Annotated in this window: 23 protein-coding genes; 13 read left to right on the top strand and 10 right to left on the bottom strand. The window is 64.6% G+C overall.

Translation table 11 applies throughout. The features are described from left to right. Positions 1-94: 94 nt before the first annotated feature. The gene (locus LXN01_RS11445) at positions 95-325 is read left to right on the top strand and encodes a transposase (protein WP_236865268.1); all 231 of its coding nucleotides are present in this window, start codon (positions 95-97) and stop codon (positions 323-325) included. 302 nt (positions 326-627) lie between these two features. On the opposite strand, the gene LXN01_RS11440 is transcribed toward LXN01_RS11445, so the two are convergent. Then, a complete protein-coding gene (locus LXN01_RS11440; protein ID WP_236865266.1) occupies positions 628-1,896 on the bottom strand; it encodes a type 2 periplasmic-binding domain-containing protein in 1,269 nt (422 codons plus the stop codon). A gap of 422 nt (positions 1,897-2,318) precedes the next feature. Between LXN01_RS11440 and dctP the strand changes: the two genes are divergently transcribed. The 3 genes from dctP (at position 2,319) to LXN01_RS11425 (ending at position 8,550) form a co-directional block, all read left to right on the top strand. After that, positions 2,319-3,521 carry a TRAP transporter substrate-binding protein DctP gene (gene dctP / locus LXN01_RS11435; RefSeq protein ID WP_236865264.1) on the top strand — a complete coding sequence of 401 codons (1,203 nt, stop codon included), beginning with the start codon at positions 2,319-2,321 and terminating at the stop codon, positions 3,519-3,521. Between the two features lie 93 nt (positions 3,522-3,614). Further along, the gene (locus LXN01_RS11430) at positions 3,615-5,243 is read left to right on the top strand and encodes an AMP-binding protein (protein ID WP_236865263.1); all 1,629 of its coding nucleotides are present in this window, start codon (positions 3,615-3,617) and stop codon (positions 5,241-5,243) included. Positions 5,244-5,343: 100 nt separating this feature from the next. Further along, a complete protein-coding gene (locus LXN01_RS11425; RefSeq protein WP_236865261.1) occupies positions 5,344-8,550 on the top strand; it encodes an acetyl-CoA carboxylase family protein in 3,207 nt (1,068 codons plus the stop codon). A gap of 95 nt (positions 8,551-8,645) precedes the next feature. On the opposite strand, the gene LXN01_RS11420 is transcribed toward LXN01_RS11425, so the two are convergent. Further along, positions 8,646-9,920, bottom strand: coding sequence for a TRAP transporter substrate-binding protein (locus tag LXN01_RS11420; RefSeq protein WP_236865259.1), 1,275 nt, complete (start codon positions 9,918-9,920; stop codon positions 8,646-8,648). Positions 9,921-10,028: 108 nt separating this feature from the next. Next, positions 10,029-11,303 carry a type 2 periplasmic-binding domain-containing protein gene (locus LXN01_RS11415; RefSeq protein WP_236865258.1) on the bottom strand — a complete coding sequence of 425 codons (1,275 nt, stop codon included), beginning with the start codon at positions 11,301-11,303 and terminating at the stop codon, positions 10,029-10,031. Positions 11,304-11,584: 281 nt separating this feature from the next. Between LXN01_RS11415 and LXN01_RS11410 the strand changes: the two genes are divergently transcribed. Both LXN01_RS11410 and LXN01_RS11405 read left to right on the top strand, forming a co-directional pair. After that, on the top strand, positions 11,585-12,637 hold the full coding sequence (locus tag LXN01_RS11410; protein ID WP_236865257.1) for an alcohol dehydrogenase catalytic domain-containing protein: 1,053 nt from the start codon (positions 11,585-11,587) through the stop codon (positions 12,635-12,637). A gap of 95 nt (positions 12,638-12,732) precedes the next feature. Beyond that, entirely contained in the window at positions 12,733-13,932 is a 1,200-nt protein-coding gene (locus tag LXN01_RS11405) for a phosphotransferase family protein (protein ID WP_236865389.1), read from the top strand. Positions 13,933-13,944: 12 nt separating this feature from the next. On the opposite strand, the gene LXN01_RS11400 is transcribed toward LXN01_RS11405, so the two are convergent. Together LXN01_RS11400 and LXN01_RS11395 are read right to left on the bottom strand one after the other, a co-directional pair. Continuing rightward, positions 13,945-14,745, bottom strand: coding sequence for a CDP-alcohol phosphatidyltransferase family protein (locus tag LXN01_RS11400; RefSeq protein WP_236865256.1), 801 nt, complete (start codon positions 14,743-14,745; stop codon positions 13,945-13,947). A 101-nt stretch (positions 14,746-14,846) separates the two neighbouring features. After that, entirely contained in the window at positions 14,847-15,998 is a 1,152-nt protein-coding gene (locus tag LXN01_RS11395) for an oxidoreductase (protein WP_236865255.1), read from the bottom strand. Positions 15,999-16,074: 76 nt separating this feature from the next. Here LXN01_RS11395 and LXN01_RS11390 point away from each other — a divergent pair, with 76 nt between their 5' ends. From LXN01_RS11390 to LXN01_RS11380, 3 genes are all read left to right on the top strand, one after another. After that, the gene (locus tag LXN01_RS11390; RefSeq protein WP_236865254.1) at positions 16,075-16,998 is read left to right on the top strand and encodes a LysR family transcriptional regulator; all 924 of its coding nucleotides are present in this window, start codon (positions 16,075-16,077) and stop codon (positions 16,996-16,998) included. Positions 16,999-17,070: 72 nt separating this feature from the next. Beyond that, positions 17,071-17,538 carry a MarR family winged helix-turn-helix transcriptional regulator gene (locus tag LXN01_RS11385; RefSeq protein WP_236865253.1) on the top strand — a complete coding sequence of 156 codons (468 nt, stop codon included), beginning with the start codon at positions 17,071-17,073 and terminating at the stop codon, positions 17,536-17,538. Next, on the top strand, positions 17,535-18,797 hold the full coding sequence (locus tag LXN01_RS11380) for an MFS transporter (protein WP_236865251.1): 1,263 nt from the start codon (positions 17,535-17,537) through the stop codon (positions 18,795-18,797). Before LXN01_RS11385 ends, LXN01_RS11380 begins: the two co-directional genes overlap by 4 nt. An 84-nt stretch (positions 18,798-18,881) precedes the next feature. On the opposite strand, the gene LXN01_RS11375 is transcribed toward LXN01_RS11380, so the two are convergent. The 3 genes from LXN01_RS11375 to LXN01_RS11365 all read right to left on the bottom strand — a co-directional run bounded on the left by LXN01_RS11375 (position 18,882) and on the right by LXN01_RS11365 (position 21,983). Further along, positions 18,882-19,331: a Zn-ribbon domain-containing OB-fold protein gene (locus LXN01_RS11375; RefSeq protein WP_236865249.1), complete on the bottom strand. Its 450-nt coding sequence runs from the start codon at positions 19,329-19,331 to the stop codon at positions 18,882-18,884. A gap of 88 nt (positions 19,332-19,419) precedes the next feature. Continuing rightward, the gene (locus LXN01_RS11370) at positions 19,420-20,577 is read right to left on the bottom strand and encodes a thiolase family protein (protein WP_236865247.1); all 1,158 of its coding nucleotides are present in this window, start codon (positions 20,575-20,577) and stop codon (positions 19,420-19,422) included. Next, positions 20,574-21,983, bottom strand: coding sequence for a CaiB/BaiF CoA transferase family protein (locus tag LXN01_RS11365; protein WP_236865245.1), 1,410 nt, complete (start codon positions 21,981-21,983; stop codon positions 20,574-20,576). Before LXN01_RS11365 ends, LXN01_RS11370 begins: the two co-directional genes overlap by 4 nt. A 267-nt stretch (positions 21,984-22,250) precedes the next feature. Between LXN01_RS11365 and LXN01_RS11360 the strand changes: the two genes are divergently transcribed. After that, on the top strand, positions 22,251-22,676 hold the full coding sequence (locus LXN01_RS11360) for a nuclear transport factor 2 family protein (RefSeq protein ID WP_236865243.1): 426 nt from the start codon (positions 22,251-22,253) through the stop codon (positions 22,674-22,676). Next, on the top strand, positions 22,673-23,167 hold the full coding sequence (locus LXN01_RS11355; RefSeq protein WP_236865235.1) for a MaoC/PaaZ C-terminal domain-containing protein: 495 nt from the start codon (positions 22,673-22,675) through the stop codon (positions 23,165-23,167). The genes LXN01_RS11360 and LXN01_RS11355 overlap by 4 nt, the downstream gene beginning before the upstream one ends. Positions 23,168-23,238: 71 nt before the next feature. On the opposite strand, the gene LXN01_RS11350 is transcribed toward LXN01_RS11355, so the two are convergent. Both LXN01_RS11350 and LXN01_RS11345 read right to left on the bottom strand, forming a co-directional pair. Further along, positions 23,239-23,661, bottom strand: coding sequence for a hypothetical protein (locus LXN01_RS11350; RefSeq protein ID WP_236865233.1), 423 nt, complete (start codon positions 23,659-23,661; stop codon positions 23,239-23,241). Positions 23,662-23,719: 58 nt separating this feature from the next. Continuing rightward, positions 23,720-24,046: a hypothetical protein gene (locus LXN01_RS11345; protein WP_236865232.1), complete on the bottom strand. Its 327-nt coding sequence runs from the start codon at positions 24,044-24,046 to the stop codon at positions 23,720-23,722. 78 nt (positions 24,047-24,124) lie between these two features. On the opposite strand from LXN01_RS11345, the gene LXN01_RS11340 reads away from it, so the two are divergent. Together LXN01_RS11340 and LXN01_RS11335 are read left to right on the top strand one after the other, a co-directional pair. Next, on the top strand, positions 24,125-24,646 hold the full coding sequence (locus tag LXN01_RS11340; RefSeq protein ID WP_236865230.1) for a MarR family winged helix-turn-helix transcriptional regulator: 522 nt from the start codon (positions 24,125-24,127) through the stop codon (positions 24,644-24,646). A 107-nt stretch (positions 24,647-24,753) separates the two neighbouring features. Next, a complete protein-coding gene (locus LXN01_RS11335; protein ID WP_236865222.1) occupies positions 24,754-25,107 on the top strand; it encodes a DUF1622 domain-containing protein in 354 nt (117 codons plus the stop codon). The last annotated feature ends 110 nt before the right edge of the window (positions 25,108-25,217 follow it).

Below are 25,217 nucleotides of genomic sequence, written 5' to 3'. Positions count from 1 at the left end.
GTTCGTGCGGAGGGTGCGCCGGGTGACCTGTCCTGAGTCTCGTTCCCCTCGATTGCGAGAATGTGGGCGCACTGACCAGAGAGGAACCCATCTCATGCCGCGCCAGTACTCATCCCAATGCCGAACGCGTGCCCTCGCGTTGCTCGACGAAGGACGCAGCCTCACCGAGCTGGCCAAACGGCTCGGGATCGCGCCGGCCACGCTGTATCGCTGGCACCAGCAAGCGCTCATCAACGCCGGCGAGCGGCCGGGAACGACCAGCGCGGAAGCAGCAGAGCTCGCTGACGCCAGACGACGGACCCGGCACCTCGAAGAAGAGCCGTAACCAACAAAGCTGGCCGCCTCGATGCTCAAGGACCAGGGCATTCGCCCAAACGGCGATTCCCAGTCGTGAAGGCCCTAACCGGGCAGGGCATCAGCACTAAGACCGCATGCCGCGTACTACGGGTGACCGAACGCGGCTACCGGGCCTGGCGGGACCGACCGCTGAGCCAGCGCAGAATCCGCCACGCGATGCTGACCGACGATCGCCAACATCCACCGCGCGTCGCGGGGCCGCTACGGGGTGCGGCGGATCCACGCCGAGCTCGTGCACGGGCTCGATCCCACCCACCTCGTCAGAGGAGTTTAAGACGGGCGATGCGGCAGGTAGATCTCTTCAAACACTGCGTTAGCGAACCCCTCGACGTTCACGGGATTGACCTTATGGGTTGCGACAAATTCTTCGAAGTCAGAAATGTCCGAGTAGCCTTTATCGACAGCAATCGTCGACCATTCTTCAAAAGCAGTTTCATACGCTTGAGCAGCTGCTTCGCCATCGATAGCTTCAGAACTTCTGAACTGCTCCACTAGATCGTTAGTGCTCTCCTTGAGAGAATCCTCAGCATCGCGCTCTAATACATGTATGGCGCCGCCATATTCAGAAGAACGGTCAAACACATCAGCAAGGTAGCCCATGTTCGAGGTGTTGTTATTAATGAATGAGTGCACCGTCGCGGTATCAAAAATCAGCTGGCGTGCCGCCAAAGGCAACTTCTGAATTGTGGGACCCGCGACGACCGTTACAGGCGTGCGAACAAATGCGCGCTCGCTCCCAAAAATCATATTCGGCGCGTGCTCGATAGTTCCGAATCCAATCGCTTGGTCGGGTCGTCCAATCCCACAGTCGACCACGTTGCGAGCAAGGGCGTCGTACAACTCGGGAGACGGAAACGAGACGGGAGTCGCCCCAAACCCTTCTACAATCTTTCGATCGGCCTCCGAGGCGACGCGGATTTGCTTCCCTCGAAGTGAGTCGAGGCTCGTTATTGGATCGGTGCACATCAAAGCGCCGGCTTGCCCAAACTCCGTCGGAACTAAGAGATCTACGCCCTTGCTCTCAAACTCCTCCCGAAGAGGTTCTGACTCCCAGGCCAAATCGAGCAAAGCTGCCTGCGAAACCATCTCACCGAAGTACGGAGAGCCGGGCGTAGTTACTGTCAAACTGACTAAGTCGTTGGTTGCGGGGTACTTGTCAGGTGTATAAGTCGGAACTTCAGTTCCGATATCTAATCGACCGTCTGCTACCGCCTCGACGACTTCCCCAAATGGACTCACTGCCTGGCTGTAGACCAGTTCCACCTCAATCTTTCCCCCCGACCACTCCTCAACGTGCTCCTTGAATGTTTCAGGGCCCCCGTATGGACCCGGGCCAGCGGACACCGTTTGATAGGAGATCTTCACCGGTTCCATGGCCGACATCGCCTCGACAAATTCTCCCTTTGTCGCCCCCCAAGGCACTGCATCGCCTTCGTCAGCTGAAGCCATGTTGCCACCCGCTGATCCAGCGCAACCCACAAGGGAGGCTATTCCGATGGCTGTCAGAGAACTAAAAAGCAACTTCTTTGTATGCTTCATTGTTGTTCCTATTCGATTGTTCGCGCCGACGACGCGATTGCTGTCACCTCCGCACTGAGGTGAAAGACCGAAAGCTCTATCACCTAGTGAACAATCGGTTTGTCTAAAACCTTCCCTCGTCGAGTGGGGCTTGTCAACAACCTCTACGCTTTCGGACTCTGCTGGGCCAATGACCCCTCCACGGGTATTGACAACGGTCGGCACGAATGTCAAATTTAGTCTAAGTGACTGTTCATTCGACTGCCGATTAACACCGTTGTTATAACTGTGGTCGAAGAGGCTCCTTCCCCTGCGGGCTTCGTTCAAGTCTTGGGTGGCCTGCGCGGGAAGGGCGTTCTGCTCTCGTCGGAAGGGGCTGCAGCGATCGCAAGGCATACCTCCCGGACGCCGTCTTCACACTCGAACTCTCGAAAGTGGATGTTATGAAGAAATCAGCCTTGATCCTCGCCGGCTCAATTGCCGCTCTTTCACTATCCGCCTGCGCGGGTGGTGTCAGTACGGGCGAAACAGCGGACACAGTCAAACTGAGCTTCTCCAACATGACCTCGCAGGATTCACCCGTCAGCCAGGCAGCTATCGCAATGTTTGAAGCGGTGGATGAAGAGTACGAGGGCAACCTCGAAGTCGAATACTTCTGGTCCAGCGCGCTGGTGCCTGGAGATCAAGTCCTGGACGCACTGGGCTCAGGCATGGTCGACATCGCAATGGCGCCGACGGCCTACTACCCCAGCGAGTTGCCCGTCGCCACCTGGGGCGAGCAGCTATCAATTCTGACGCCGGCAGCGCCCGGTTTCCACGCTCCCGTGTCAAGCAGCGCACTGAGCGAGCTGTTCAGACAGCAGGTCATTCTCGACGAGTACGCCGAGCACGGCGCCGAACCTCTGGTCGTGGCTTCCACCGGCGCGTACAGCCTGCAGTGCAAGGAACCGATTGAAGGCATCGAAGATGCCAAGGGGACACTGGTTCGAGCGGCGTCTCCCGCACACATCCGCGAAGCAGAGGCGGTCGGACTCACCCCCGTCTCAATGTCCAACGACGAGTCGTACGAAGGCCTCCAGCGAGGAGCCATCGACTGCACGGTCGGAGTGCTCACGGGCGCCAGGGACCTCGGCCACTTCGAGCAGGTGGAATACATCACCCCGACGTCCTTCTCGGCCGCCGCGCAGGTCATCGTCATGAACCAGGGGCTGACGGAAGAGCTGCCGCCCGAGCTCGTCGAACTCTTTCGAACAACAGGCAGCAGAGCGTTCCTAGAACACTACGCAAAGGTCGGAGTCGAAGAAGAAGCGGAGATTCTGACTACTGGTGAGGCGGGTAAAGATGCCAACGTCAGCATCGAGGCATCGGACGAAATCAATGACGCTCTTGACGAGTTGCACCGAACCATGCTCGCCGAGCATGCCGACAAGGCGCCCGAATCAGTCCAAGATGCCGAGACAATAGTCGCGGCATACAGGGAACTTCACGAGCGCCACGCCTCGGCCTTCGAGAACAACACCCCAGCATCGAGGGAGATCCCGCCAACGGATCAGGAGTACCGGGACGCCTATGTGCAGATCGCCGAGGACATAGAAGGTATAGAGGCCTACTTCGACGAGGTCGGCGACTCCATGTTCTCTCAGTGAGCAGACCCGCTACCCAGCACCCGAGATGCACCGGGTTCTCCTGCAAGAACGCTTCCTCCACGCCATACCCCTCTCACGAATTGGAGACATGACATGACCCCCGGCGCATTGCCACCCATCGCCGCGCGCACGATCAGCAACGCATTCGAACGAGCGCGGGACGAATGTCCGTCGAAGGAATTCCTCAGGTATCAGGGCAAGTCCTGGACATTTGAGCAGACATTCGAGGAAGCCCTCGCCATCGGACAAGGTATTCGGGAGTTGGTCGAACGCCCTCAAGTGCCGATCGCATTCCTGCTCGACAATTCTAGTGATTTCGTCTTTGCCTGGATGGGCGTAGCGCTTCAGCGCCTCATTGAGGTTCCCATCAACACCGCCCTGCGCGGAAGGTTCCTGGCCCACGTGCTCAACGACTCCGCTGCCGAGGTGCTGGTGGTCGAGGAACACTACGTCGAGAGGATTCTCGCGGTCGCGGATCAGCTCTCCAGCCTCAGGACGATCGTCGTCCGCAACTCGACGCAAGGAACTCCAACGAACACTACGCTGGACTTCCGGCGGTACGACGAGATTCGCGTGGCAAAGCCGGCACTCCCCGGAGCATGCAAGCCCGACGACATCATCGGTTACATGTACACGTCCGGCACGACAGGGCCCTCCAAGGGGGTGAAATCGTCGCAGGTGCATGCCTACACCTATTGTTCCCAAGAAGATTCGTACGAACCCACCGCTGATGAGTGCATCCTCGTGACGTTGCCGCTGTTCCACCTCGCTGGTCAATGGGCGGGAGTTTACGGCTGTCTCATCAGCCGCGTCACGTGCGTATTGGAACCGGGGTTCTCGGTCAGTAGGTTCTGGAATGTCGTCAACGACAACAAGGTGACTAGGACAGTGTTGCTCGGGGCCCAGGCGGAGATGCTCCAGCAACAGGCTCCAACGGCCGGCGATTCGGAGAACACGTTGCTCGAAGCAGCGATGGCACCATTGCCCACGAACGCGGAGGCGTTCTGCCGGCGCTTCGGAGTGCAAGCGAAGCCGGTGTACGGCATGAGCGAAGTAGGTTCCGTCCTGAGGGGCGAGGATCCTGATGATGTCCGTCCGGGCGAGGCCGGGAAACGGCGGCCGAGCTACCTTCTCAAGGTCGTCGGGGACGACGGCCGAGAAGTTGCACCGAACACACCCGGCGAGCTGCTGGTGAAACCGGAACATCCCCTGATGGTGATGTCCGGATATCACAACCTTCCGGAGAAGACCGCAGACATGATCGACCAGGACGGCTGGGTGCACACCGGAGACATCTTCAAGGTCGATGTCGACGGGCACTTCTACTTCCTGGATCGAGCAAAGGATGCACTGAGGAGACGAGGGGAGAACATCTCCAGCTTCGAGGTGGAGACCACCATCAATGAACACCCCCAGGTGCTTGAGTCAGCGGTAGTGGGAGTCGATTCCGAACTGTCCGAACAGGAGATCAAAGCATTCATCGTATTGCGCGAGGGCCAGTCCCTTGACCCGATCGAACTGATTCGCTTCCTGGTTCCGAGAATGCCCTACTTCACGGTGCCCCGGTACATCGAAATCGTTGACGAGCTGCCCAAGACCCCGACGCACAAGGTGCAGAAGGTCGAACTGCGTGCACGAGGCGTAGGGGGCTCCACCTGGGACCTGAACGAAACAGGGTTCCGGGTCAAGCGTGAGGGCCTGGTTCAGCTGACGAGCAAATAGACAAGCGTGCGGGGCCGGAAATGACCCGACTCCCTTTTCCGGCTCCACTCGCCCTTCGCGTTTCAGCAGGAACTTCAGACATCATTCAGGAAAGGCATCAATGGAAACCCTTTTGGTTGCAAACCGCGGCGAGATTGCAACACGGATCATTCGTACAGCGTCAGCGATGGGCTTGCGGACGGTGAGTGTGCACCCGAAGGACGATGTCGACAGCTTCCACGTCCGCCATGCTGATATCGCCGTCGAACTCTCCGGTATCGGGCCTCAGGCGTACCTGAACATCAACGAGCTGATCTCGGTCGCCCGCGAGCAAGGTGCCGATTTCATACATCCGGGTTACGGGTTTCTCGCGGAATCCGCGGCGCTTGCCCAAGCGTGCGAGGAGGCTTCGATCCAGTTTCTGGGCCCGGCGTCCGATGTACTGCGTAAGGCTGCGGACAAGGCCGAGTCCAAAAGGCTGGCCCAAGCAGTCGGAATCCCGGTTTCCGAGTCCACGGATGTGCTCGCTGAACCGGAACCCGCTCTGGATCTGCTTTCTCGCTCGACCGGCGGAATCGCAATCAAGGCCCTCGCCGGCGGCGGCGGCAGGGGGATCCGAGTTGTCCATGCTCCCGACGACGTAGAATCCGCAATCATCCAGTGCTCCAAGGAGGCGGAATTCGGGTTCGGCGACAACCGAGTATTCGCCGAGAAGTGGTGGCACGGAGCGCGCCACGTCGAGGTGCAGTGTGTGGCAGCAGACGGCGACGTCTACGCAATCGGAGACCGCGACTGCTCGCTTCAGCGCCGACGACAGAAAGTGATCGAGATCGCTCCTGCACCTGGACTTCGGGCCGAACTTCGCGCTGCGCTTCACTCCGCTGCCGTCAGTCTGCTGAAATCGATGGATTACCAGTCACTGGCTACCGTCGAGTTCCTCGTGCGCGAAGACGAATGGGTCTTCATGGAAGTGAACCCCCGCATCCAGGTGGAACACACCATCACCGAGGCCGTCACCGGTCTGGATCTTGTCGAACTGCAGATTGCGATCGCCAGGGGCGACGATCTGGCCGGCTATGCCTTGCACTCGGAGTGGGCGGGAACCACGTCGGGCTTCGCGATCGAGGCGCGAGTGAATTCAGAATCCTTGTCCGTGGACGGCGAACCGCAGCCCTCCACCGGTGTGTTGCAGGTATTCGATCTGCCGTCCGGTCCGGCAGTGCGAGTCGACACCTGGGCAGGAGCGTCCGTCAAAATCGGGGCGCTCTATGACACGTTGCTGGCGAAAGTCATCTGCTCCTCGGATACGTTCGAGGGTGCCCGAAAACGCCTCGTAACCGCTCTTCAGCAATTCCGGATCGAAGGAGTGCAAACTACCCGCGAGTTCCTCCTTGAAGTCCTCAGCGAGATCGACCCCGAACACCTGTCCACGGGGTGGATCGACGAGAATGCCGGTTCCCTGGTCCGACGATCCGAAGCACGAATTTCGAGCGCGATCACCGCAGACGGGAGTGCTGCACGCGGTTCTGCTGCTCTGCCTGAAGCTGACGCCCCACGGAGCCGTGAAGGTCGAGCTCTAGATCTCGGCCCCCGCGACGAACTCGTGGTTGCGCCGCTGTCTGGCACAGTCGTGTCCCTCGACGGACGGCCGGGAGAACTCGGTCTGATCGAGGCGATGAAGATGCATCACCCCATTTCTGCCCCGCCGCACGAAAGTGCAGTAGCGCTGGTCGATATTGGTGACCCGGTGATGAAGGGCGATCCCGTCTTCATCATCCAAAGAACGGACTCGGTTGAGCGGGAAGCTCAGGACCAATCGCGCACACCACATCCACAACTCGAGGAAGTCATCAAGCTTCACGAGAATGTTCGGGATGAGCATCGCCCGCACGCCGTTGCCAAGATCCACCAGCGCAATCGCCGAACTGCACGGGAGAATCTCGCCGACCTCGTCATCCCGGGCAGCTTTGTCGAGTATGCGCCACTAGCCATTGCCGCCCAGGCGGCTCGCCGCTCCCTCGACGATCTGATCGAGAACACCAGCGGCGACGGGCTCCTCTGCGGGATCGGCAAGATCAATACCGGTGCAGGGGTAGTCGACGCCGCTGTACTGAGCTATGACTACATGGTCATGGCCGGCACGCAGGGCACCCGAGGCCACGCCAAGATTCAGCGGCTGCTACGCATCGCCGGATCGAGGAAGCTTCCAATCGTCTTCTTTGCCGAAGGAGGGGGCGGGCGGCCGGGGGAAACCGACAGACTCCCAGGTGCGCATCTCAACGGTGAAACCTTCGCGCTCATGGCTCGACTGACCGGTGTTGTTCCGATGATCGCCGTAGTCTCCGGGCGCTGCTTTGCAGGCAATGCCGCGATTGCGGGACTCGCCGACGTGCTGATCGCAACCGAGGACGCCAGCATCGGTCTGGGCGGTCCCGCCATGGTGGAAGGTGGCGGGCTGGGCAAGTTCCGAGCAGAGGAAATTGGTCCCGCAAAGGTCCATGCTGCAAACGGCGTAATCGATCTTCTGGTTCGCGATGATGCAGCCGCTGTCGCCGCAACCAAAACTGTGCTGGGGTATCTGACCGGCTGTTCGGAACTCGCCGGGGGCGAGACCGGGGCACCTCAACCGGACGATTCCCGCACGGTGATCCCGAGCGACCGCTTGCGAGCGTTCGAGATCCGGGATGCGATCCGCAACGTTGTCGATCTCGGCAGCTTCGTAGAGCTGCGCCGAGGATTTGCCCCTGGCGCGATCGTCGGATTTGCGCGCGTCGAAAACAATCCTTTCGTAGTCATCGCGAACGACAACCATCATCTCGGGGGTGCGATCGACGTCGATGCAGCGCTGTCCTTCAACGACATGTTGACATTGGCGGAGCGCCACCGGCTGCCAGTCGTGTCCTTCGTCGATACTCCCGGATTCATTGTCGGTCCTGAGGCGGAAACCGAACCCGGCGTCCGAGTCTTCGGCAAGTTCTTCAGCATCGGCGCAAACCTCACCACTCCCCTCGGTGCAATCATCGTGCGCAAGGGATACGGCCTGGGTGCCATGGCAATGACCGGCGGAAGCTTCGTCGAGAACCAGTTCACGATTGCGTGGCCCAGCGGTGAAATCGGTTCAATGGGTCTGGAAGGCGCGGTTCGCCTCGGCTTCTCGAAAGAACTCGAGGCGATCGAAGATCCTGCAGCCCGGCAGGAGCTGTACGAGGAACTGGTTGCAAAATCATACGACCAGGGCCGGGCAATTAAGGCCGCAATGCTCTTCGACATCGACGATGTCATCGATCCTGCGGACACGCGCCGGTGGATCGAAACTCTGTTCGTCTAGTTCGTCGTCAAACGCGGAGGTCCCTGCTTCTTCTGGAAGCAGGGACCTCCGCGTTTGCGAGCACTGTGTGGCCGGCGGGGAGCAGGGCGACTCCACTACTCCGGCCTGTGCGCCAGCATGCTCTCCTGGTACACCGCGGTCGACCAATCGGAGAAGTCGACTGCTTCGCCGTCCCACCACTCGTCGAGGTCTTCGATCGTGCCTTCGTCCCGGTACCCGAGCTCCTCAGCCTTGGCGACCCACTTGTCGGACGACTCCCGGATGCGCTGCTCGATGTCGTCCCCGAGCAGCCCTGTGTCGACCACGCCGGCGATGAGCTCCTCGTTCGTCTTCCCGATCGCCTCGTCGGCCTCAGGGCCGAACGGAGTGATAGTGCCGCCGGCCTCCTTCGCCTGAGTCACTGCCAACGCCGTACCGTTAACGATGGACGTCGCACCCGCAGCAGGGCGCACCTCGTTCGCGGCGTCAAAGATGATCTGCTTATACGCAAGCGGAAGCGTTTCGAAACTGGCTCCAGCCAACTCCGCACCAACCGCACGCGAGGACATGCTGTTCTCGTCGGTGGTGTAGGAGATATGCGGTGCCACCTCGAGTACGCCTGCTTCCGCAGACGAGATGAGCTGTGCCAAAGTGCAGTCGACCGTTCCGCGCTGGAGCGCCTCGAACACCTCGACATACTCCATGGAAACGGGGGAAGCGCCCAGGTTCTCGGCGACCGTGTGGTGAGAGGTACTGGCGACCCGAACCTGCCGACCATTCCAATCATCGAGGGTATTGCCCTCCTGATTGCAGACTCCGTAGTAGGTCCCGGAGGCGATGATCGGCGTCAAGGGGACGACGCCCTGCGCCTCGTACTCCCCCAGCAGGCTCTCGGCCTGCCAGCCGATCTCCCCAGACACCGCGTTGCTCACCAACTCACCGACCACCGGTGAGGTCGGCAGTCCGGACATCGCCGTCACTGCCGCGTCGAAAGACGGATACTCGCTCGGGTTGTAGATCGGCAGATTGTACGCGAGGTCGAGGCGCCCGTCGGCGAGCGCATCGTCGATCTCGGCGTAGCCGGCGATCGCCTGCCCCCACACAAGCTCGAGAGTGATCTTCCCGCCGGACCGTTCTTCAACGGCTTCCTTGTAGGCATGGGCACTCGTCGCCATCACGGAGTTCGGCGAGGCGGCCGAGGGCTGGTACTTGAGCGTCACCGGTTCGAGGTCGGCGAGTGCGGCATCGACCTCCGCCTGGGAAGCGCCGTAGTCGAAGCCTCCCTCGCCGCCGCCGGCCGCTCCTGCTGATCCCGCCGAGCCGGCGCAGCCGCTCACCGCCAATCCCACGCTGGTTGCCAGAGCGAGAGTCGTCAGCAACTTCTTCTTCATGCGTCACCTTCCGTTGTGGTGTGCGGCCTCATCGCCGCTCCCGGCCTGTTGAGCCGGGATAGTTGGGTGGGTAGCGTTCCCTTGCTGTCTTCGACGCTCGCCGGCCACTTACTCCGGACGGTGCGGCAGCACTACGTCCTCGTAGAGCTTCGTCGCGAATGGCATGAAGTCGACCTCACCCGGCGTGTACCACTCGTGGATGTCGAGCAGGTCGCCACCGTCCTCGTAACCGAGTTCCTCAGGAACTCCGGCCCACTTCTCCGCGAGCTCCTTGGCCTGGTCCTCGACCTCGGGAGCCATCAGCCCCTGATCCTCGGCGTTCCGGACAGCTTCGAGCTGCGCGTCGATCATGTCCTGCTGCACGTCCTCGGCGATCGGCCCGATCTCCCCATTTGCGCCGATCGCCTGCTCGATGCCGAGCGCCTTGGAGTCGACAACGTTGCGCTGCCAGCCGCCCCAGGAATACTGCTCGGCGTCAAAGACGATCTGCTGGTAGGCCAGCGGCAGATTCTGGAAGCTGCTGCCGGCCAGCTGGACGTTCGACACCCGGCCGGCCACCGACCCTTCGGTGAGGTAGCTGATGTTGGGTGCCACCTCGGGAATGCCGAAGTTCGTCGCGGCGGCGAACTGCACGAAAGCACAGCCGATGGTGTTCCGCTGCAGCGCTTCGAAGATCTCGCCGTATTCCAGCGACACCGGCGAGGCACCCGCGCCGCGGATCACGAGCTCGTTCATCGTGCTGCCCGCTCGCACCGAGCGCCCGTCCCAGTCCTGCGCCTCGACACCGGTGTTGTCCGGGTTGCACATCATGTAGTACTCGCCGCCGATGATCATCGACGACAGCACGGTCAGACCCTGGTCCTCGAACTCGGCCATCACCGCCTCGTTCGACCAGGCGAGCTCGGCCATCATCGCGCCGGTCGCCAGCTCTGCCTCCATGGGCGAGGTCGGCCCGAACTGCGAGTATGCCATGAGCGCGTTGAACGCCGGGTACTCGGCAGGGGAATACGCGGGGATGGTGTAGGCGAGGTCGAGGCGTCCGTCGGTGAGCGCATCGTCGATCTCCGTGTAGGGCGCGATCGCCTGTCCCCAGATGATCTCGATCTCGATCTTCCCGCCGGAGCGCTCCTCGATGTACTCCTTGAACATCTCCGCGGAGGGCGCGCCGGTCGACTCCGGCGAGTTCGCCGACGGCTGGTACTTGAGCTTGACCGGCTCGAGGTCTGCCAGCAGCGCGTCGACGTCCTCCTGGGACGCGCCGTAGTCGAAGCCTTCACCGCCGGCGGCGTTCGAACCCCCGGCCGAGCCGGCGGACCCCGCACACGCGCTCAGCGCCAGCGCGGCACTGGCTGCCGCAGCGATCGACACCATGATTCTCTTCATCAGACACCCTCGTCTTTCTCATCCGCTCAAGGCTGAGTTCGGGGCCCCGCACCTCGTCGTTGGGAGCCTTGAGTTGAACTTAACGGATGTTCGAACGAGGAACAACGAGAGCATGCCGTTACCCGCGAGTAGCTTGCGTAGCCTTGTCCCCACGGCCTTTAGTTTGTTAACATCCTGAACAATCGTTCACTGCAACTGAACGGGCTCCCCGATACCTGAATACCCCCGCCCTCCGATCACAAGGATGTGACCGAGATGCGCCATCTCCAGGCGGTCCCTGCATGAAAGCCCTGACCTTCCACGGCCCCCGCGACATCCGCTACTCGGAGGTGCCCGATCCGCAGCTGCAGGACGACCGCGCAGCGATCATCGAGGTGACCCGGGTCAGCATCTGCGGCAGCGACCTGCACATCTACCACGGCGAGGGCTTCAGCGAGGACCTCGGCTTCTGCGTGGGGCACGAGGCGGTCGGCGTCGTCGTCGAGGCAGGCTCAGCCGTCGACCGCCACCGGGCGGGTGACCGGGTCCTCATTCCCGCCTCGGTCGGCTGCACCCGTTGCCCCGAGTGCGGAGAAGGCCGGACCAGCATGTGCCGCACCCGCAGCGGTGCGCTGGAGAAGTGCTACGGCCTGGGCTCCCGCCTGCAGGGCTCGCAGGCACAGTTCGTCGCGGTGCCCGACGCCGACCGGAACCTATTCACCATCCCGGACGAGCTCAGCGACGACGCCGCCGTCGTCCTCACCGATGCAGCGTCGACCGCCTGGTACGGGGCCCGGCGAGCCCGCATCTCCCCCTGCGAATCGGTCACCGTCATCGGTCTGGGCCCGATCGGCCAGCTCGCCGCCCAGCACGCCCTGCTGATGGGCGCCGCCGAGGTGTTCGGCATCGATCCCGTCCCCGAGCGCAGGCAGATGGCCGCCGCGCAGGGAGTCCGCGTTGTCGAGGCCGAGGACCCGGTCGCCCAGGTGCGCGAGTGGACCGGTGGCCTCGGATCGCACGTCGCCGTCGAGGCCGTGGGCGCCGATGTCACCATCGAGACCGCCCAGCGGATCGTCCGTCGCACCGGCCGGGTCAGCGTGGTCGGCGTCAACCAGAACAAGAAGTACTCCTTCCACATGGAGCGCGCCCAGGTGAAAGAGCTGGAGTTCGCGATCGGGCTGTGCTCCGTGCAGTTCGAGCTGCCCACCCTCATCGAGCTCACCCGTACGGGCCGCCTGAAGCCCGAGGCGGTCATCACGCACTGCATTCCGCTGTCCGAGGGAGCAGAGGCCTACGAGCTCATGGACAGCCGCGCCGAGGGAGTGTGCAAGATCGTCCTCGACCCGCGGGCCTGACGGCACCCAATCCCGTGGGCGGGGAATCGTCGGCTAGCAGGTCGGGTCGATTGACCGCTTCGAATCGGCGGAAACGGAGGACGGAAGTGAGCAGCATGGCAGTGGACTTCGATGATCTGAACGGGGAACTGGCGGGGCGCCTCGGGCGCTGGGCGCACGCTCTGTGGTCGGATGCTGAGGGCATCACCAGGCTGCACCGCATGCCCGGTAACGCGGGCTTGTCGTTCGGGTTCGAGGTCATCCATGCCGACGGCCAGGCCCGGCACGAAAGGACCCGGGGCCGACGCGCCTCGGGGCGAGCCGGCTACGTGATCCGGTTCGCCCCGCCCGGCGTCCGCAGGAAGGGAAACACGGACGTCCTGCGCCAGGTGCCGCTGCTGGAGTTCCTCGCCACGACCGAGGTACCCGTCGCCGAACTCGTGTGGTCCACGTCCGACCCGGCCTGGTTCGGCACGGATGCGATCGTGCAGGAATACCTCGACGGCTCGTCGCTGGGGTTCCGCGATCCGAAGTGGTCGGCCCAGCAGCACGTGGTCGAACAGGCCGTGGAGGCCGCTGTCGGTGTTCTTCACACGATCCACTCGGCGCCTGCGGTCGAGGCGCTGCCGGACTGGGAGGTGCAACGGTCGGTCGCGGAGGAAGCGGCGCTGTGGTCGCGGCTGCTCGAGAAGTCCGCCGAGGGTGAGGTCCTTGAGCAGGGCAGGGCATTACGCGATGCGCTGCTCGCGAGCGAGCCGCAGGAGCATAGGATCGGGCTGACCCATGGCGACTTCCAGACGAACAACGTGCTGTTCGACATTGATGCGCTGGCCGCCGGAGACTCTGGGGGTGCTGAGGCTGGTGACGGCACTGGGGAGGCCGACAACCTCCCAGGCATCGGCTCCTGCACGGCCGACACAGGAACGGTGCAGGCAGTCGTGGACTGGGAGCTCGCCAGCATCGGACCGGTCGGCCGCGACCTCGGATGGCTGGCGATGATGCTTGACCCCGAGGTGTGGGCACCGGAATGGGCGGAGAAATTTCCTGTGCGACTGGGTCCTGACTTCGTGGTTCAGGCGTACGAGCGACATTCGAGAGGGGCAGCGGCATCGGTTCCTTCTGGCTCTGGTTCCGCAGCGACTGTGCTAATCGGCGACTTCGACTGGTACAAGGCCTACGCCTGCTTCAAGTACGGCGCGATCCTGAGCTTCAACCACTACCTCCACGTCACCGGCAAACGGATCGACCCGATCTACGAGTCGCTGGCGTCGTCGCGGCCGGTGCTGTTCGAGGCAGGGATAAGCCTGATCGGGTAGCGGTGCCCGGGTCTATCCGGGCTCGGGAGACTCATGCTGGTGCGGCGGCCGATTCGACGAATGAGCCGCCGCGGCGCCTCTGTACTTACGCTCCAGCTCCCAGATATCTCGACCGAATGAGAACACCAGCAGAGCAAGTGCCCCGAGCAGCACCCCCGTCGCCGCTGCCAGCGGCACCACTGGAGCCAGCCCGAAGACCAGCGCTGCCCCTTGGACGCCGCCCACCGCCTTGCGGAACCTGCTGAAGCGCAGCGGCTGACGCAGCGCCGGCCGCCACCACGTCGCGGCGATGAACAGATACCGCATCGCTCCGATCACCAGGACCCACGGTCCGACAGTGGCCGCAGCCGGCACCGACAGCACCAGCAGGAGCGCGGCATCGACCTCCATGTCGAGTTGAGCCCCCTGCACCGAGGCGCACCTCTTTCTGCGTGCCACTCGCCCGTCGACTGCGTCGAGCAGCAACGTCGGTACCGCGACGAACACCAGCGGCCATGAGCGCATCGGCAATGCTCCGAGGAACGAGAGGGCGACCAGGGTGGTACATCCTCCGGCGAGCACGCAGCGGAAGAGCGTGACCCGATCGGCGATGGTCGAGAAGGAGGGTTGCCGGCGCAGAATGCTCAGGGCCGCACTCGCAACGAAGGCGAGCCCCGCCGCTCCGGCGAAGACCCGTGCCGGCAGCTCCGCCGGGGCCCGCGATGTCAGCACCGCGCCGAATACCGCGGATCCCACAACAGCGGCAGCTGCATCGATCCGTGCTCGCCGGAGGGCGCGCGGGTCGGACACGCTGGCGACATGTGCGTCGACCATCGCACCCTCCTTCGGGCAGGGGCGCGTCGCTCAGCTCTTCGACAACTGTGCGAAGAACTGACGACTGTGCGAAGAACTATAGACTGCCGCGGCCGCCCGCGTCAGTACAGGCGCTCGCCGTTCTCCTCGACCATGTCGCGATCGAACTTCACCACGTCCGAGGCGCCCGCGGAGAGGACCTTGTCGACCCACTGTGGGTCTGCCAGCAGTGCCCTCCCCAGTGCGATGACGTCGAATTCCCCACGAACGACGAATTCCGCGACCAAGTCGAGGTTCTCCGGGGCAAGTGAACCGGCCATGATGTTCTCGGCGCTGAAGGGCGTGTCGATGCCCACCGAGCCCACTGCGATAGTCGGAAGGCCTGTGAGCTTCTTCGTCCAGCCGGCGAGGCTCAGCTCTCCGTGGTCCGGGAAAGCGCTGGTCCAGTACCGACGGGTCGACGGATGGAAGCAGTCCACACCTGCTGCCGCCAGAGCCGACAGCAAGCGCTCGAGGTCATGCGGTGTTTCCGCGATCTGTGCCGAGTACTGATCGGCCTTCCACTGCGAGTACCGGAAGATGATGGGGAACTCTTCCCCCACTTCGCCTCGAATAGCGTTGAGGATCTCCACCGCGAACTGCGGACCTGCTTTGAACCGGTCGCTGCGCGTGTTCGTCGTGCTCCAGAAGAACTCGTCGATCAGGTATCCGTGGGCGCCGTGGAGCTCGATCCCGTCGAACCCGACGTTCTGCGCGATTCGTGCGGCCTCGGCATATGCGGCGATGATCTCGTCGACTCGCGCGATCGACAGTGGTTCCTCGACCGCCTCGCCGGCGAGGTTGATTCCCGAGGGACTGGCAGGGGCGAGTTCCGGGTGGAATCGCTTTGGCCGTCGCCGCTGGATTCCCGTGTGCCAGAGCTGACTCACGATCGCACCGCCGCTGTCGTGCACGGTCGCAACGACATCTCTCCAACGTTCCTGCGCGGCCGGATCGGCGATCACGGGAGACCGAGCGCTGAAACCGGCGACTGCGTCGGGCACCAGAATGCCCTCCGTGATGATGAGTCCGACCCCTCCCCGCACGCGCTCGGCGTAGTACTCGCCGGTGCCTTCCGGGGGAACTCCGTCTGCCGAGTTCGTGCGCGTCATCGGTGCCATGGCAAAGCGGTTCCTCGATCGCAGACCGCCGAGGTCGACGCTCTGCGAGAGGATCTCCTTCGATTCCTCGGACAGAGAACTGGCAATCTGCTCGCTGGGGAGTTGGGTAGTCATCGTCCTCGGGAAGCCTCTCGTTCACATGCACCGTTGCATCAGTTCTGGAGCGTAGCAGGTGGGCCACAATGGACCCATGAACATCAAGCGGTTCCGCTACCTCGAGGCGGCCGTCGAACACGGCTCGCTCCGCCGAGCCGCAGCGTCGCTCGGGATCTCGCAACCGGCGCTCGGCGAGCAGATCCGGCGCCTCGAGGAGGACCTCGACCTGATCCTCCTCACCCGCACTGCCAGCGGCGTCCGACTCACCGCAGAGGGCGAGGACCTCCTCCCGCTGATCGCCGACCTCCTCGGCGCCGAGAGCGCCCTGACCCGGCGCGCCGAGGAGCTCAGGACAGCGGAGCAGCCGCGCCTGACGATCGGCGCCGTCTCGCTATTCATGCTCTCGCTCGTGCCGCGTCTGGTCGGCGAGATCCAGGACCGTTCCGCCGAGGCGACCGTCGAGATCGTCGAAGCCGGCACCGTGCGCATCGTGCAGCTGGTCGCCGCTCGCGAGCTCGACCTCGGTCTGGTGGTCCGCAGCCCGGAGATCCCGTTTGAGCACGATGGCGTCAGGTTCGTCGACCTCGCAGCAGGCACGCTTCACGTCACCCTCACCGCGGACAGCCCTCTCGCGGCTCTCGATGCGGTGCCGATGGAACGGCTGCGGGGCCGGCGGATGATCACCCACGCTCCGCAGACCTTCCTGCGCACCGTGTTCGAGACGTTCCGCGAACCCTATGAGCTGAAAGTCCAGAGCGTGGCCGATTCCGGGCCCTCGACTCACCGCCTCATCGCAGGCGCCGACAGCCTCGCGTTCTCCACCGCAACCGACTTCACGAGTCCCGCGCACGCACACCCCCTCGTGCACCGCCCGGTCGTGGATCCGGTGACCCCGCTCGTGCTGTCGATCGCGCTGCGCGACGGCGAGCAATCGACCCGCACGACGGGCGCCGTCGTCCGCTGGCTGCGCGAGCAGCGGTCGGCCATCGCCTGGCCGGCCGGCTTCACCGCTGTCTGAAGCCACGGCGCAACCCCCACGACCACGTGCTCAGCATCCCGTAAAAGATATGTATGTGCTACACATACATATATGAGCGAGCAGGATCTGCATGCGCTTGACGACGCGATCCATGGCTTTCGGATAGCGACGCAGCGCCCGTCGTACCGCCGGTTCATCCTGGACGGCCTCGGTTTCGATGGTGGAGTGGCGTCGGTGCGAGTCCTGCGCGCAGTAGCACGGCTGACAACCGGCGATCGCGGTCCATCGATCGGGCACGTCGCAACGGAACTCGGCGTCAAGCATTCGACGGCGAGCCGATTGATCGACAGCATGGTCAAGGACTCACTGCTGGTGAAGGTGACGTGTGGTGACGACAAGCGCCAAGCACGGCTCAGCCTCACCGAGCAGGGCAATGCAATCCTCGAGCAGGCGACCTCCCGCCGCCGCCAAATCATCCAGGAGGCCGTTGCCGGCTGGGACGATCCGGATGTCACGAAGCTCGCGGAGCTGCTGCACCGGCTCAGCACCAGTATCGACGAACGGTTCGCCCAGGCATGACAGGCGACCCCGAAACCTCCACCGCTGAGGAACAGGTTCCTGCGCGCGGCGCAGTGCGCTTGACTCTCGACAGGCAGTTCGGGGCGCTCTTCTGGGGCAAACTCATCAGCGGGGTCGGAATCTGGATCCACAGCATCGTGGCCGCGGTCGTGGTCTATGCTGCCACCGGATCGGCGCTGTGGGTCGGTCTCGTCTCCGTTGTCCAGTTCGCGCCGCAGATCTTTCTGACACCCATCAGCGGCACCTGGGCCGATCGGGGCAATATCGTGCGGCAGATCGTGGTGGGACGGGTGCTCTGCACTGTGGGGTCGGGTTCGACGGCAGTATTCTGCTACCTCCGCGGTGACCTCGAAGGTCACCTCGATGCCGCCATCGTTCTCGCGGCGACCCTCACCACCGGGTTGGGCTTCGTGGTGGGAGGACCGGCACAGCAGGCCATCATCCCCCTGCTCGTTCGCCGCAGCGAGTTTCCGACCGCGATGGCTTTGAACTCCCTTCCCATGACCCTCGCCCGAGTGGCCGGTCCCGCGGGAGGGACCTTCATCGCCGCTCAAGCCAGTCCGGCGCTCGCGTTTGCACTCGCCGCCCTGGCCCATGCGCTGTTCGTTGTCATGGTTCTGCTTGCTGCGCTGCCCGGAGGAACTGAGCATGCAGCCAATACCGACTTCCGGGTCCGTGCCGCATTGAGCTATGTGCGGCGCGATCGCACGATGTTCCTCCTGCTGATCGTGGTGGCCGCGGTGGGGTTCGGCTCCGAGCCCTCGATCACCCTCGCGCCGATCATCGCCGTGGATCTCGGCGGCGGAACCCATCTGGTCGGGCAGCTCACCGGCGCATTCGGCCTCGGGGCGGTCGCGGGATTCTTCGGGTACCGGCTCCTCAGCCGGCCGATTCGCCAACCACACGTCCTCCAGATCGGTCTTGCCGCGATGATCCTGGGCACGACGCTCGTGGCGCTGGCACCCACTGCGATCACGGCGTTGAGCGCATTCGCTGTGACTGGCGCGGGGTTCATGATTGCCAACACCACCGCGATGAACCTCGTCCAGCTGCGCGTCCCACCCGTGATGCGCGGACGGGTGATGGCATTGTGGATGGTCGGCTTCGTCGGCTCCCGCCCCCTGGCATCGATCCTCGAAGGGATCCTTGCCGACGCCGTGTCCCTGACCGCCGCCCTTCTCGTCACGGCCGGCGTGATCCTCGCGGTGTTCGTCGCCTTTCGTCCCAAGCGCCTGGACTTCGAAGCTGCCCGCCTCTGATCGTCCGCGCTGAGGAGAGGCTCCTGATCCGACCAGTTCCCGTGGGGGATCAGCCGACCGGGCACCGGTAAGAGATCGGAGCGCTCAGTCGGGGTTCGCGTGCACCCAATGCGGTCGGCCGACGGTCGAACTCCCGGCGGGCACCTCGCCATCGGGCGACGGGAATACCAGCCGAACCGACGCGCCGACCTCCAACCCCTCCGGCTCCGGAATCAGCCCGTACAGGCGGACGTCGAACTGCGCCAGCGAGATGAGCGCGACGGCGTAGGGCGCGAGCGCCTCGAACTCGGTGCCCTTCGCGTGATGCACCACCGTCCAGGTGAAGAGTGTTCCCCGCGGGTCGTCCGCCACGTCCCACGCGAAGTCGTGGCCTCGACAGTGCACGCAGACCGATCGGGGCGGGAACTGGTGCCGCCCGCATGCCGTGCACCTCGGGATCGCCAGCTGCCCGCGCGCCAGTCCATCGAAGTAGGGGTGGAACAGTGCCCCGAAGCCTGCGCCGAGGGTCTGTTCGAGCTCCTGGCTGTCGATCATGCTGTCATCTCTCCTCGATCAGTTCGGTTCGGCTGCAGTCAGCACCATCACGCAGCGCCATACCCGGCGGCAGCCCGTTCGTCACACCTCACCCGCGCATGAGGATCGCGACCGAGCCATCGCCGAAGTCGCCCCACCCGGTGACCGCGACCGCCTCGGTGCCGTCGACCTGACGTTCACCGGCGTCGCCGCGCAACTGGCGGACTGCCTCAGCGATATGTCCCATCCCGCCCAGGTGGCCTTCCGACATCAGGCCCCCGTGCGGGTTGACCGGCAGCCTTCCGCCCAGGCGGATCGCGCCGCTGCGCACGAACGGCCCGCCCTCCCCGCGCGGGCACACGCCCAGCTCCTCGAGCTGATGGATGACCTCGAAGGTGAAGCAGTCGTAGATCATCGCGATATCCAGATCCTCCGGCCGCAGCCCGGCCATCTCGAACGCCCGAGGCGCCGCATAGGTGAGCCCGATGTCGAAGAACGGATCGCGGTTGGACAGGTCGTCGCCGGACGGCGGCCTCCCCTCCGCTGCCCCGGAGACGAGCACGCGCGGCCGGCCGGCGGGCGCCTCGGCGGCGGCGCTGAGGATCACGGCGACCGCGCCATCGGTCTCCAGGCAGCAGTCGGCCAGCAGGTACGGTTCCGCGATCGGGCGGGAGGACAGGTACTTCTCCATCGTCAGCTCGCGGCCGAACATCTGGGCTTTCGGGTTGAGCTGCGCGTGGGCGCGCATGGTCAGCGCGACCTCGGCGAGGTCCTCCCGCCGGGTCCCGTACTCGTGCATGTGTCGGCGGCAGATCATCGAATAGTGCTGCGCGGGGCTGAAGAGGCCCACCGGATGCTCGAAGGCGGTGCGCAGCTGGGGGCTGGGCAGGATCGAGGAGATGCGAGCGCCGATCCGCGACTCGGTGCTGCCGTTGCGGGCGATGAAGACGAGCACGTGCCGGGCCAGCCCGCTGACGATGGCGCCGGCCGCCACCTGGAGAGCGGACACGCCGCTCGCCCCACCCAGCTGCACGGTCGCTGAGTAGCCGACGTTCGGCAGTCCCAGCGGCACGATGAGATCCTCCGCACGCGCGCCCGAGGCGTAGGCGATGACTCCGTCGATGTCCGCCGGATCCAGCCTAGCGTCGTCCATCGCCGCCGAGGCGGCATCGGCTGCCAGTCGATCGACGGCGACTCCGCTGCTGCGGGTGAAGGCGGTCGCGCCGATGCCGATGATCGCCGTCTGGTTCGCGATGCTGGCTGTCATCGTGGCTCGGCGGACGCGGTGGTCGCGGGACTGGGAGCGGGGTCTGCGGAACCGGGTGCTGCTGCTCCCGGTGCCGCGCCGCCGACCGCCTCGGCGACGACCCCGGACTCGACGAGCCCGGCGATCTCCGCCTCGCTCAGCCCGGCGACCTCGGCGAGGATCTCCCGGCTGTGCTCGCCGAGGCGCGGCACGATTCCCGTCGGCCCCGCCGGTCGGTGCCCGTCGACTTCCACGGGGAAGCGCGGTGCATGGGCCGGGCCGTCAACCGAGCTGCCCGCCTCGTAGAGCACGGAGTCGCGGTAGGGGCCGGGAGCGAGCATGTCGTCGACCTCGAGGACGGCTCCGGTGGTGACGCCGTGCGCCCGGAGGCGGGCGATGACCTCGTCGCGGTCGTGCTGGGCGGTCCAGTCGCTGATGATGCCGTCGACGATGTCGCCGTCCCGGGTCCGAAGGGCGGGCTGCTGCCACTCGGGCTTGCGCAGCTCGGGGATGTCGAGCGCGTCGAGCAGCCGGCGCCATTCGCCGGGAGAGGCCGCGGCGATCGCCACATATTTGCCGTCGCGGGACCGGTAGGTGTTGTAGGGGCACAGGCGGCCGGAGCGGTTTCCGATCCGCTTCTCCGCGCCCTGCTGCTGGGAGGTGTCGAGGCTCTCGTCCCACAGCAGTGAGCCGAGGGTCTCCACCATCGGCACCCGCAGGCGGCGCGAACCGCGTCCGCCGTTCTGGATGTCGCGCTCGATGATGGCGGACAGGACCGCGACCGTGGCGTAGAGGCCGGAGGTCTGGTCGGCGATCGGGGAACGGCTGCGGACGGGTTCTCCACCGTGCGGCCCGGTTGCGCCGAGGAAGCCGCTGAGGGCCTGGGCGACGAGGTCGATGACACCGCCGGGAGGAAGCGGTTCCTCCGGGTCGTCACCGATCGGGGCGCTCATGCCGGTGATCGCGCAGTAGATGATGTCCGGGTTGGCGGCTTTCGCGGCGTCGTAGTCGGCGCCGACGCGCTCGGCCACACCCTCGCGGAAGTTGTGGAGCACCACGTCGGCGTGCGCGATCAGCTGCTGCAGGACCCTGCGGCCGTCCTCGGTCTTGAGGTCGAGCACGATGCTCTTCTTGCCCTGGTTGCGCTTGAAGTGCACGAGGCTGCGGTCGTGGTCCGGCAACTCCTCGCCGGAGGCGGCACCGGGCTCGGAAGTCCCCGTCCCGGACTCGGACGTGCCCGTCACGGGCTGCTCGATGAATGGGGGCAGCTTCCGGTTACCGTCGCCGGCCGGCGATTCGACCTTGATGACCTCGGCGCCGAACGCTGCCAGCGTCGAGCTGCACAGCGGCCCGGAGAGAAATTGAGTGAGGTCGATGACGGTGTAGCCGTCGAGCATCTTCGGGAGCGTTGTCGCCTCAGTGGTCATCCTCGTCCTTCGGGTAGTCAGTGCGCCTGACCGTCCGCGAGCCCGCCGGCGGCCATTCTCTCAGTAGACCTGCCGAGGACCGAAGAGGGAAGAGGTCACCGGCTTGCGGGTGAGAGGCAATCCCTATCACCTCCGCACTGCTGCCACCACCAGCGGCCCCAGCCCCATCCTGTGCCGTCGGCGGTGGCGCTGCCGTGGGGCGCGCGGCCAGCACTGCCCGGCTAAGCTGTCGAAGAAGCACGCACCGCTCTCAACGAGGAGATTGTCATGTCGACCGCATCATCGCCGTCCGCACCGGCTCCCCCGCTCATCAGCGCCTGGCACGAGCTTGTCCGCTCCCCCTCACCCGAGGCGCTGCGAGAACTTCTCGCTCCCGACGTCACCTTCCGCTCCCCCGCCGTGCACACCCCGCAGGAAGGCGCCGAGAAGACGTTCGCCTACCTCTGGGCCGCCGTCCGCGTCCTCCGGCCGACGATCGAGTACCAGCACGAGTGGTACGACGACTCCTCCGCGGTGCTCCAGTTCTCCGCGACGATCGACGGCTTCGAGGTCAGCGGAGTCGACATCATCGAATGGAACGCCGAGGGCAGGATCACCGAGTTCACCGTGATGGTCCGGCCGCTCAAGGGTCTGCAGGCCATCGTCAGCGCCATGGGTGCCGAGCTCAAGCACCAGCAGGAGGCGCGCTCGTGACCTCGCAAGAAGCCGTCTCCCAATCGGCGCAGCGCCTCAAGGCGGAAGATCTCCCGATCGGCGAAACCCTCGAACTCGGCTCCTACACGGTCACCGAGGAGGAGATCATCGCCTTTGCCCAGCAGTGGGACCCGCAGTACTTCCACGTCGACCGCGAGGCCGCCGCGGCCAGCGACTTCGGCGGGATCATCGCCAGCGGCATTCACACCGTGGCGATCTTCCAGCGCCTGTGCGTGGAGAATTTCTTCAGCCGCTTCGACATCATCGCCGGTCGAAAGGTCTCCGAGCTCCAGTTCAAACGCCCGGTCTTCCCGGGTGCAGTGCTGCGCGGCGAAGTGCTGATCAATTCCGTCACGCCTGCCGGTCCCGGCCGCGCCGCGTTCACCTCGACCGGGACGCTGGTCGACGACCGCGGCCGGCTGATGTTCTCGATTGAGAACGATTCACTCATCCGCACTCGCGGGGAGACGCCGGCCGAACCGAACGCATGAACCGAACGAGCCGACCAGCTCAGCCGACCGCCTGAGCCGACCTAACGAGCCAACCAGTTGAACCACCCGGCTCACACCACCCGTCTGTTCGCCCGGCGCTTGACGAAGTCCACCTCGATCACCGATCCCGCGGCCGGCTCAGCGTCCCAGGCCACCACGACGGGCGGCAGGCTCGCGCAGTCCCAGATCTGGGCGACCCGGGGCACGAACTTAAGGATTACTGGCCGGAGGCATCCGATCTCAGCAGTCGCCCGCCACTCGGTGTCAACGCCCTCCGTCTCGGACGCCTCGATATCCGGAGTCACCTGGCCGTGCACCACGACCCTGGCCCGGTCGGCGTTCAAGGTCAGCGTTCCCGGCCTGGGGTCAAGCTCTCCGTCGAAATCGCCGGAGTTCACCCAGTGACGGAACCAGAAGCGGCCCCCCGGATCGACATCGATCAGCGTCGCCGGCACCGAGTCCACACACAGATCTTCGTCGACGCGATGGAGCATCAGGTCTCTCGCGCTGCGAACGAGGTCGACGACCTCCGACTTCGAGCGTCCCTCTTGATCATCCGGCGAGCGCAAGCGACTCCCCCTTCTCATCAGCAACTGTGAACGATACATCCTGCCGCAGCGGAAAGTCACCCAACAGCTGGGACACGCTGGGCACGATCTCCCGCGTCACCGTGTCGACCACCCGCTCAAGTGCCTGAGGGTTCTGCAGCGAGATCGTCATCGACAGGGACCACTCGGAACCCTCCCGGAGGATCGTAGTATCCACATCGGCAACATCGGGGTTGATGGCAAGACCGCGGGAGACGGCGCGTGCCAGATGCTCGGCCCGGGGTGGGGATGGGTAGCGGGCGCTCTCGTCAGTCGGCAGAATGGCGGTCATCGAATGCGCCTCTCAGAGGGGAAGTGAAGTAGGATCATTAATAGTTAGACAACCTAACAATGAAACGAGAGTTGCGCAATGCCGGAGGTGAAGAGTTCCGTGTCGGGAGGCGGTGAACGGGCGTCGGGGTACTGGTACGGGCCCGATGGCAGCGATGCCTCGGCTGTGGATGTCCTCAACCTGCTGCGCAGGTACCGCGAGGCGGAAACGGCAATGCGCGGCCGCGTGCGCGGCGACATGGGCATGGGTGAGAAGGACATAGTCGCACTGCGCTACCTCCTCGAGGCCAGGACCCGGAACGCGGTGCTGCGCCAGAAGGACCTCGCCGCGCGGCTCGACATCACCAACGCCTCGGCGAGCTCCCTCGTCGACCGGCTGGTCCGCCACGGCTTCGCGCGCCGAGTCCCCCATCCGGGCGACCGGCGATCGGTGGCGGTGGAGGCGACCGATCAGGGAGACCGCGAGGTCCGGGAGACCCTGCGCAACATGCACGACAGGATGTACCAGGTGGTCAATGAGATGAGCCCGGACGAGCGGGCGACTGTCGCCGCGTTCCTCAGCGCGATGACCCGGAGCCTCACGGACAGGTGTCCGGAGTGACGCAGCAGCCGGTTCGGGCTCGTCTCCTGTCCGCCGCCGGCCACGACGGCTTTCCGGATGCCTCGCCCAGGTCCGAAGATTGATCAGCAGGCAGGGAGGCAGCTCCAGTGTTTCAGCACAGCATCGAGACGGTCGGCAAGGCCGTGGACGTCGCAGGTGTGGCGGCGATCGTCATCGGCGCCCTCGTGGCGACCAGCATCGCCGCGGCGGCGCTGATCAGAAAGAGGGCCGGGGACACGGATGTCTACCACCGGTACCGGCGACATCTGGGCCGTTCCATTCTCCTGGGACTGGAGCTGCTGGTCGCGGCCGACATCATCCGGACCGTCGCGATCGCACCGACGTTCCAGTCCGTCGGGGTGCTGGCCGCGATCGTGCTCATCCGGACCTTCCTCAGCCTGTCCCTTGAACTGGAGATCACCGGCCGCTGGCCGTGGCAGAAGAAGACTGCCCCGAAGTGACCTCGGGCCCGCGCCCGAGGCGTCGCGGTTTCCCGGAGGGTCGCCCGAGCCGCCGCCGCTCCCATTGTCGTCGCGGTCGCTCTCGCCGGCCAGCACCCGAACCGGCCGAG

Source organism: Brevibacterium daeguense, from assembly GCF_021729135.1.
GTDB lineage: Bacteria > Actinomycetota > Actinomycetes > Actinomycetales > Brevibacteriaceae > Brevibacterium > Brevibacterium daeguense.
Note: the sequence above shows the minus strand (reverse complement) of the source record. Positions and strands in the feature narration are given on the sequence as shown.

Excerpts from the sequence above, each read along its gene's own strand:
- LXN01_RS11345 (WP_236865232.1), bottom strand. The coding sequence starts at position 24,046 with ATGACCGCCATTCTGCCGACTGACGAGAGCGCCCGCTACCCATCCCCA.
- LXN01_RS11375 (WP_236865249.1), bottom strand. The coding sequence starts at position 19,331 with ATGATCGACAGCCAGGAGCTCGAACAGACCCTCGGCGCAGGCTTCGGG.
- LXN01_RS11380 (WP_236865251.1), top strand. The coding sequence starts at position 17,535 with ATGACAGGCGACCCCGAAACCTCCACCGCTGAGGAACAGGTTCCTGCG.
- LXN01_RS11350 (WP_236865233.1), bottom strand. The coding sequence starts at position 23,661 with ATGCTCCATCGCGTCGACGAAGATCTGTGTGTGGACTCGGTGCCGGCG.
- LXN01_RS11445 (WP_236865268.1), top strand. The coding sequence starts at position 95 with ATGCCGCGCCAGTACTCATCCCAATGCCGAACGCGTGCCCTCGCGTTG.
- LXN01_RS11415 (WP_236865258.1), bottom strand. The coding sequence starts at position 11,303 with ATGAAGAGAATCATGGTGTCGATCGCTGCGGCAGCCAGTGCCGCGCTG.
- LXN01_RS11390 (WP_236865254.1), top strand. The coding sequence starts at position 16,075 with ATGAACATCAAGCGGTTCCGCTACCTCGAGGCGGCCGTCGAACACGGC.
- LXN01_RS11340 (WP_236865230.1), top strand. The coding sequence starts at position 24,125 with ATGCCGGAGGTGAAGAGTTCCGTGTCGGGAGGCGGTGAACGGGCGTCG.
- LXN01_RS11430 (WP_236865263.1), top strand. The coding sequence starts at position 3,615 with ATGACCCCCGGCGCATTGCCACCCATCGCCGCGCGCACGATCAGCAAC.
- LXN01_RS11405 (WP_236865389.1), top strand. The coding sequence starts at position 12,733 with ATGGCAGTGGACTTCGATGATCTGAACGGGGAACTGGCGGGGCGCCTC.
- LXN01_RS11420 (WP_236865259.1), bottom strand. The coding sequence starts at position 9,920 with ATGAAGAAGAAGTTGCTGACGACTCTCGCTCTGGCAACCAGCGTGGGA.
- LXN01_RS11385 (WP_236865253.1), top strand. The coding sequence starts at position 17,071 with ATGAGCGAGCAGGATCTGCATGCGCTTGACGACGCGATCCATGGCTTT.
- dctP (WP_236865264.1), top strand. The coding sequence starts at position 2,319 with ATGAAGAAATCAGCCTTGATCCTCGCCGGCTCAATTGCCGCTCTTTCA.
- LXN01_RS11400 (WP_236865256.1), bottom strand. The coding sequence starts at position 14,745 with ATGGTCGACGCACATGTCGCCAGCGTGTCCGACCCGCGCGCCCTCCGG.
- LXN01_RS11395 (WP_236865255.1), bottom strand. The coding sequence starts at position 15,998 with ATGACTACCCAACTCCCCAGCGAGCAGATTGCCAGTTCTCTGTCCGAG.
- LXN01_RS11425 (WP_236865261.1), top strand. The coding sequence starts at position 5,344 with ATGGAAACCCTTTTGGTTGCAAACCGCGGCGAGATTGCAACACGGATC.
- LXN01_RS11365 (WP_236865245.1), bottom strand. The coding sequence starts at position 21,983 with ATGACCACTGAGGCGACAACGCTCCCGAAGATGCTCGACGGCTACACC.
- LXN01_RS11370 (WP_236865247.1), bottom strand. The coding sequence starts at position 20,577 with ATGACAGCCAGCATCGCGAACCAGACGGCGATCATCGGCATCGGCGCG.
- LXN01_RS11410 (WP_236865257.1), top strand. The coding sequence starts at position 11,585 with ATGAAAGCCCTGACCTTCCACGGCCCCCGCGACATCCGCTACTCGGAG.
- LXN01_RS11360 (WP_236865243.1), top strand. The coding sequence starts at position 22,251 with ATGTCGACCGCATCATCGCCGTCCGCACCGGCTCCCCCGCTCATCAGC.
- LXN01_RS11440 (WP_236865266.1), bottom strand. The coding sequence starts at position 1,896 with ATGAAGCATACAAAGAAGTTGCTTTTTAGTTCTCTGACAGCCATCGGA.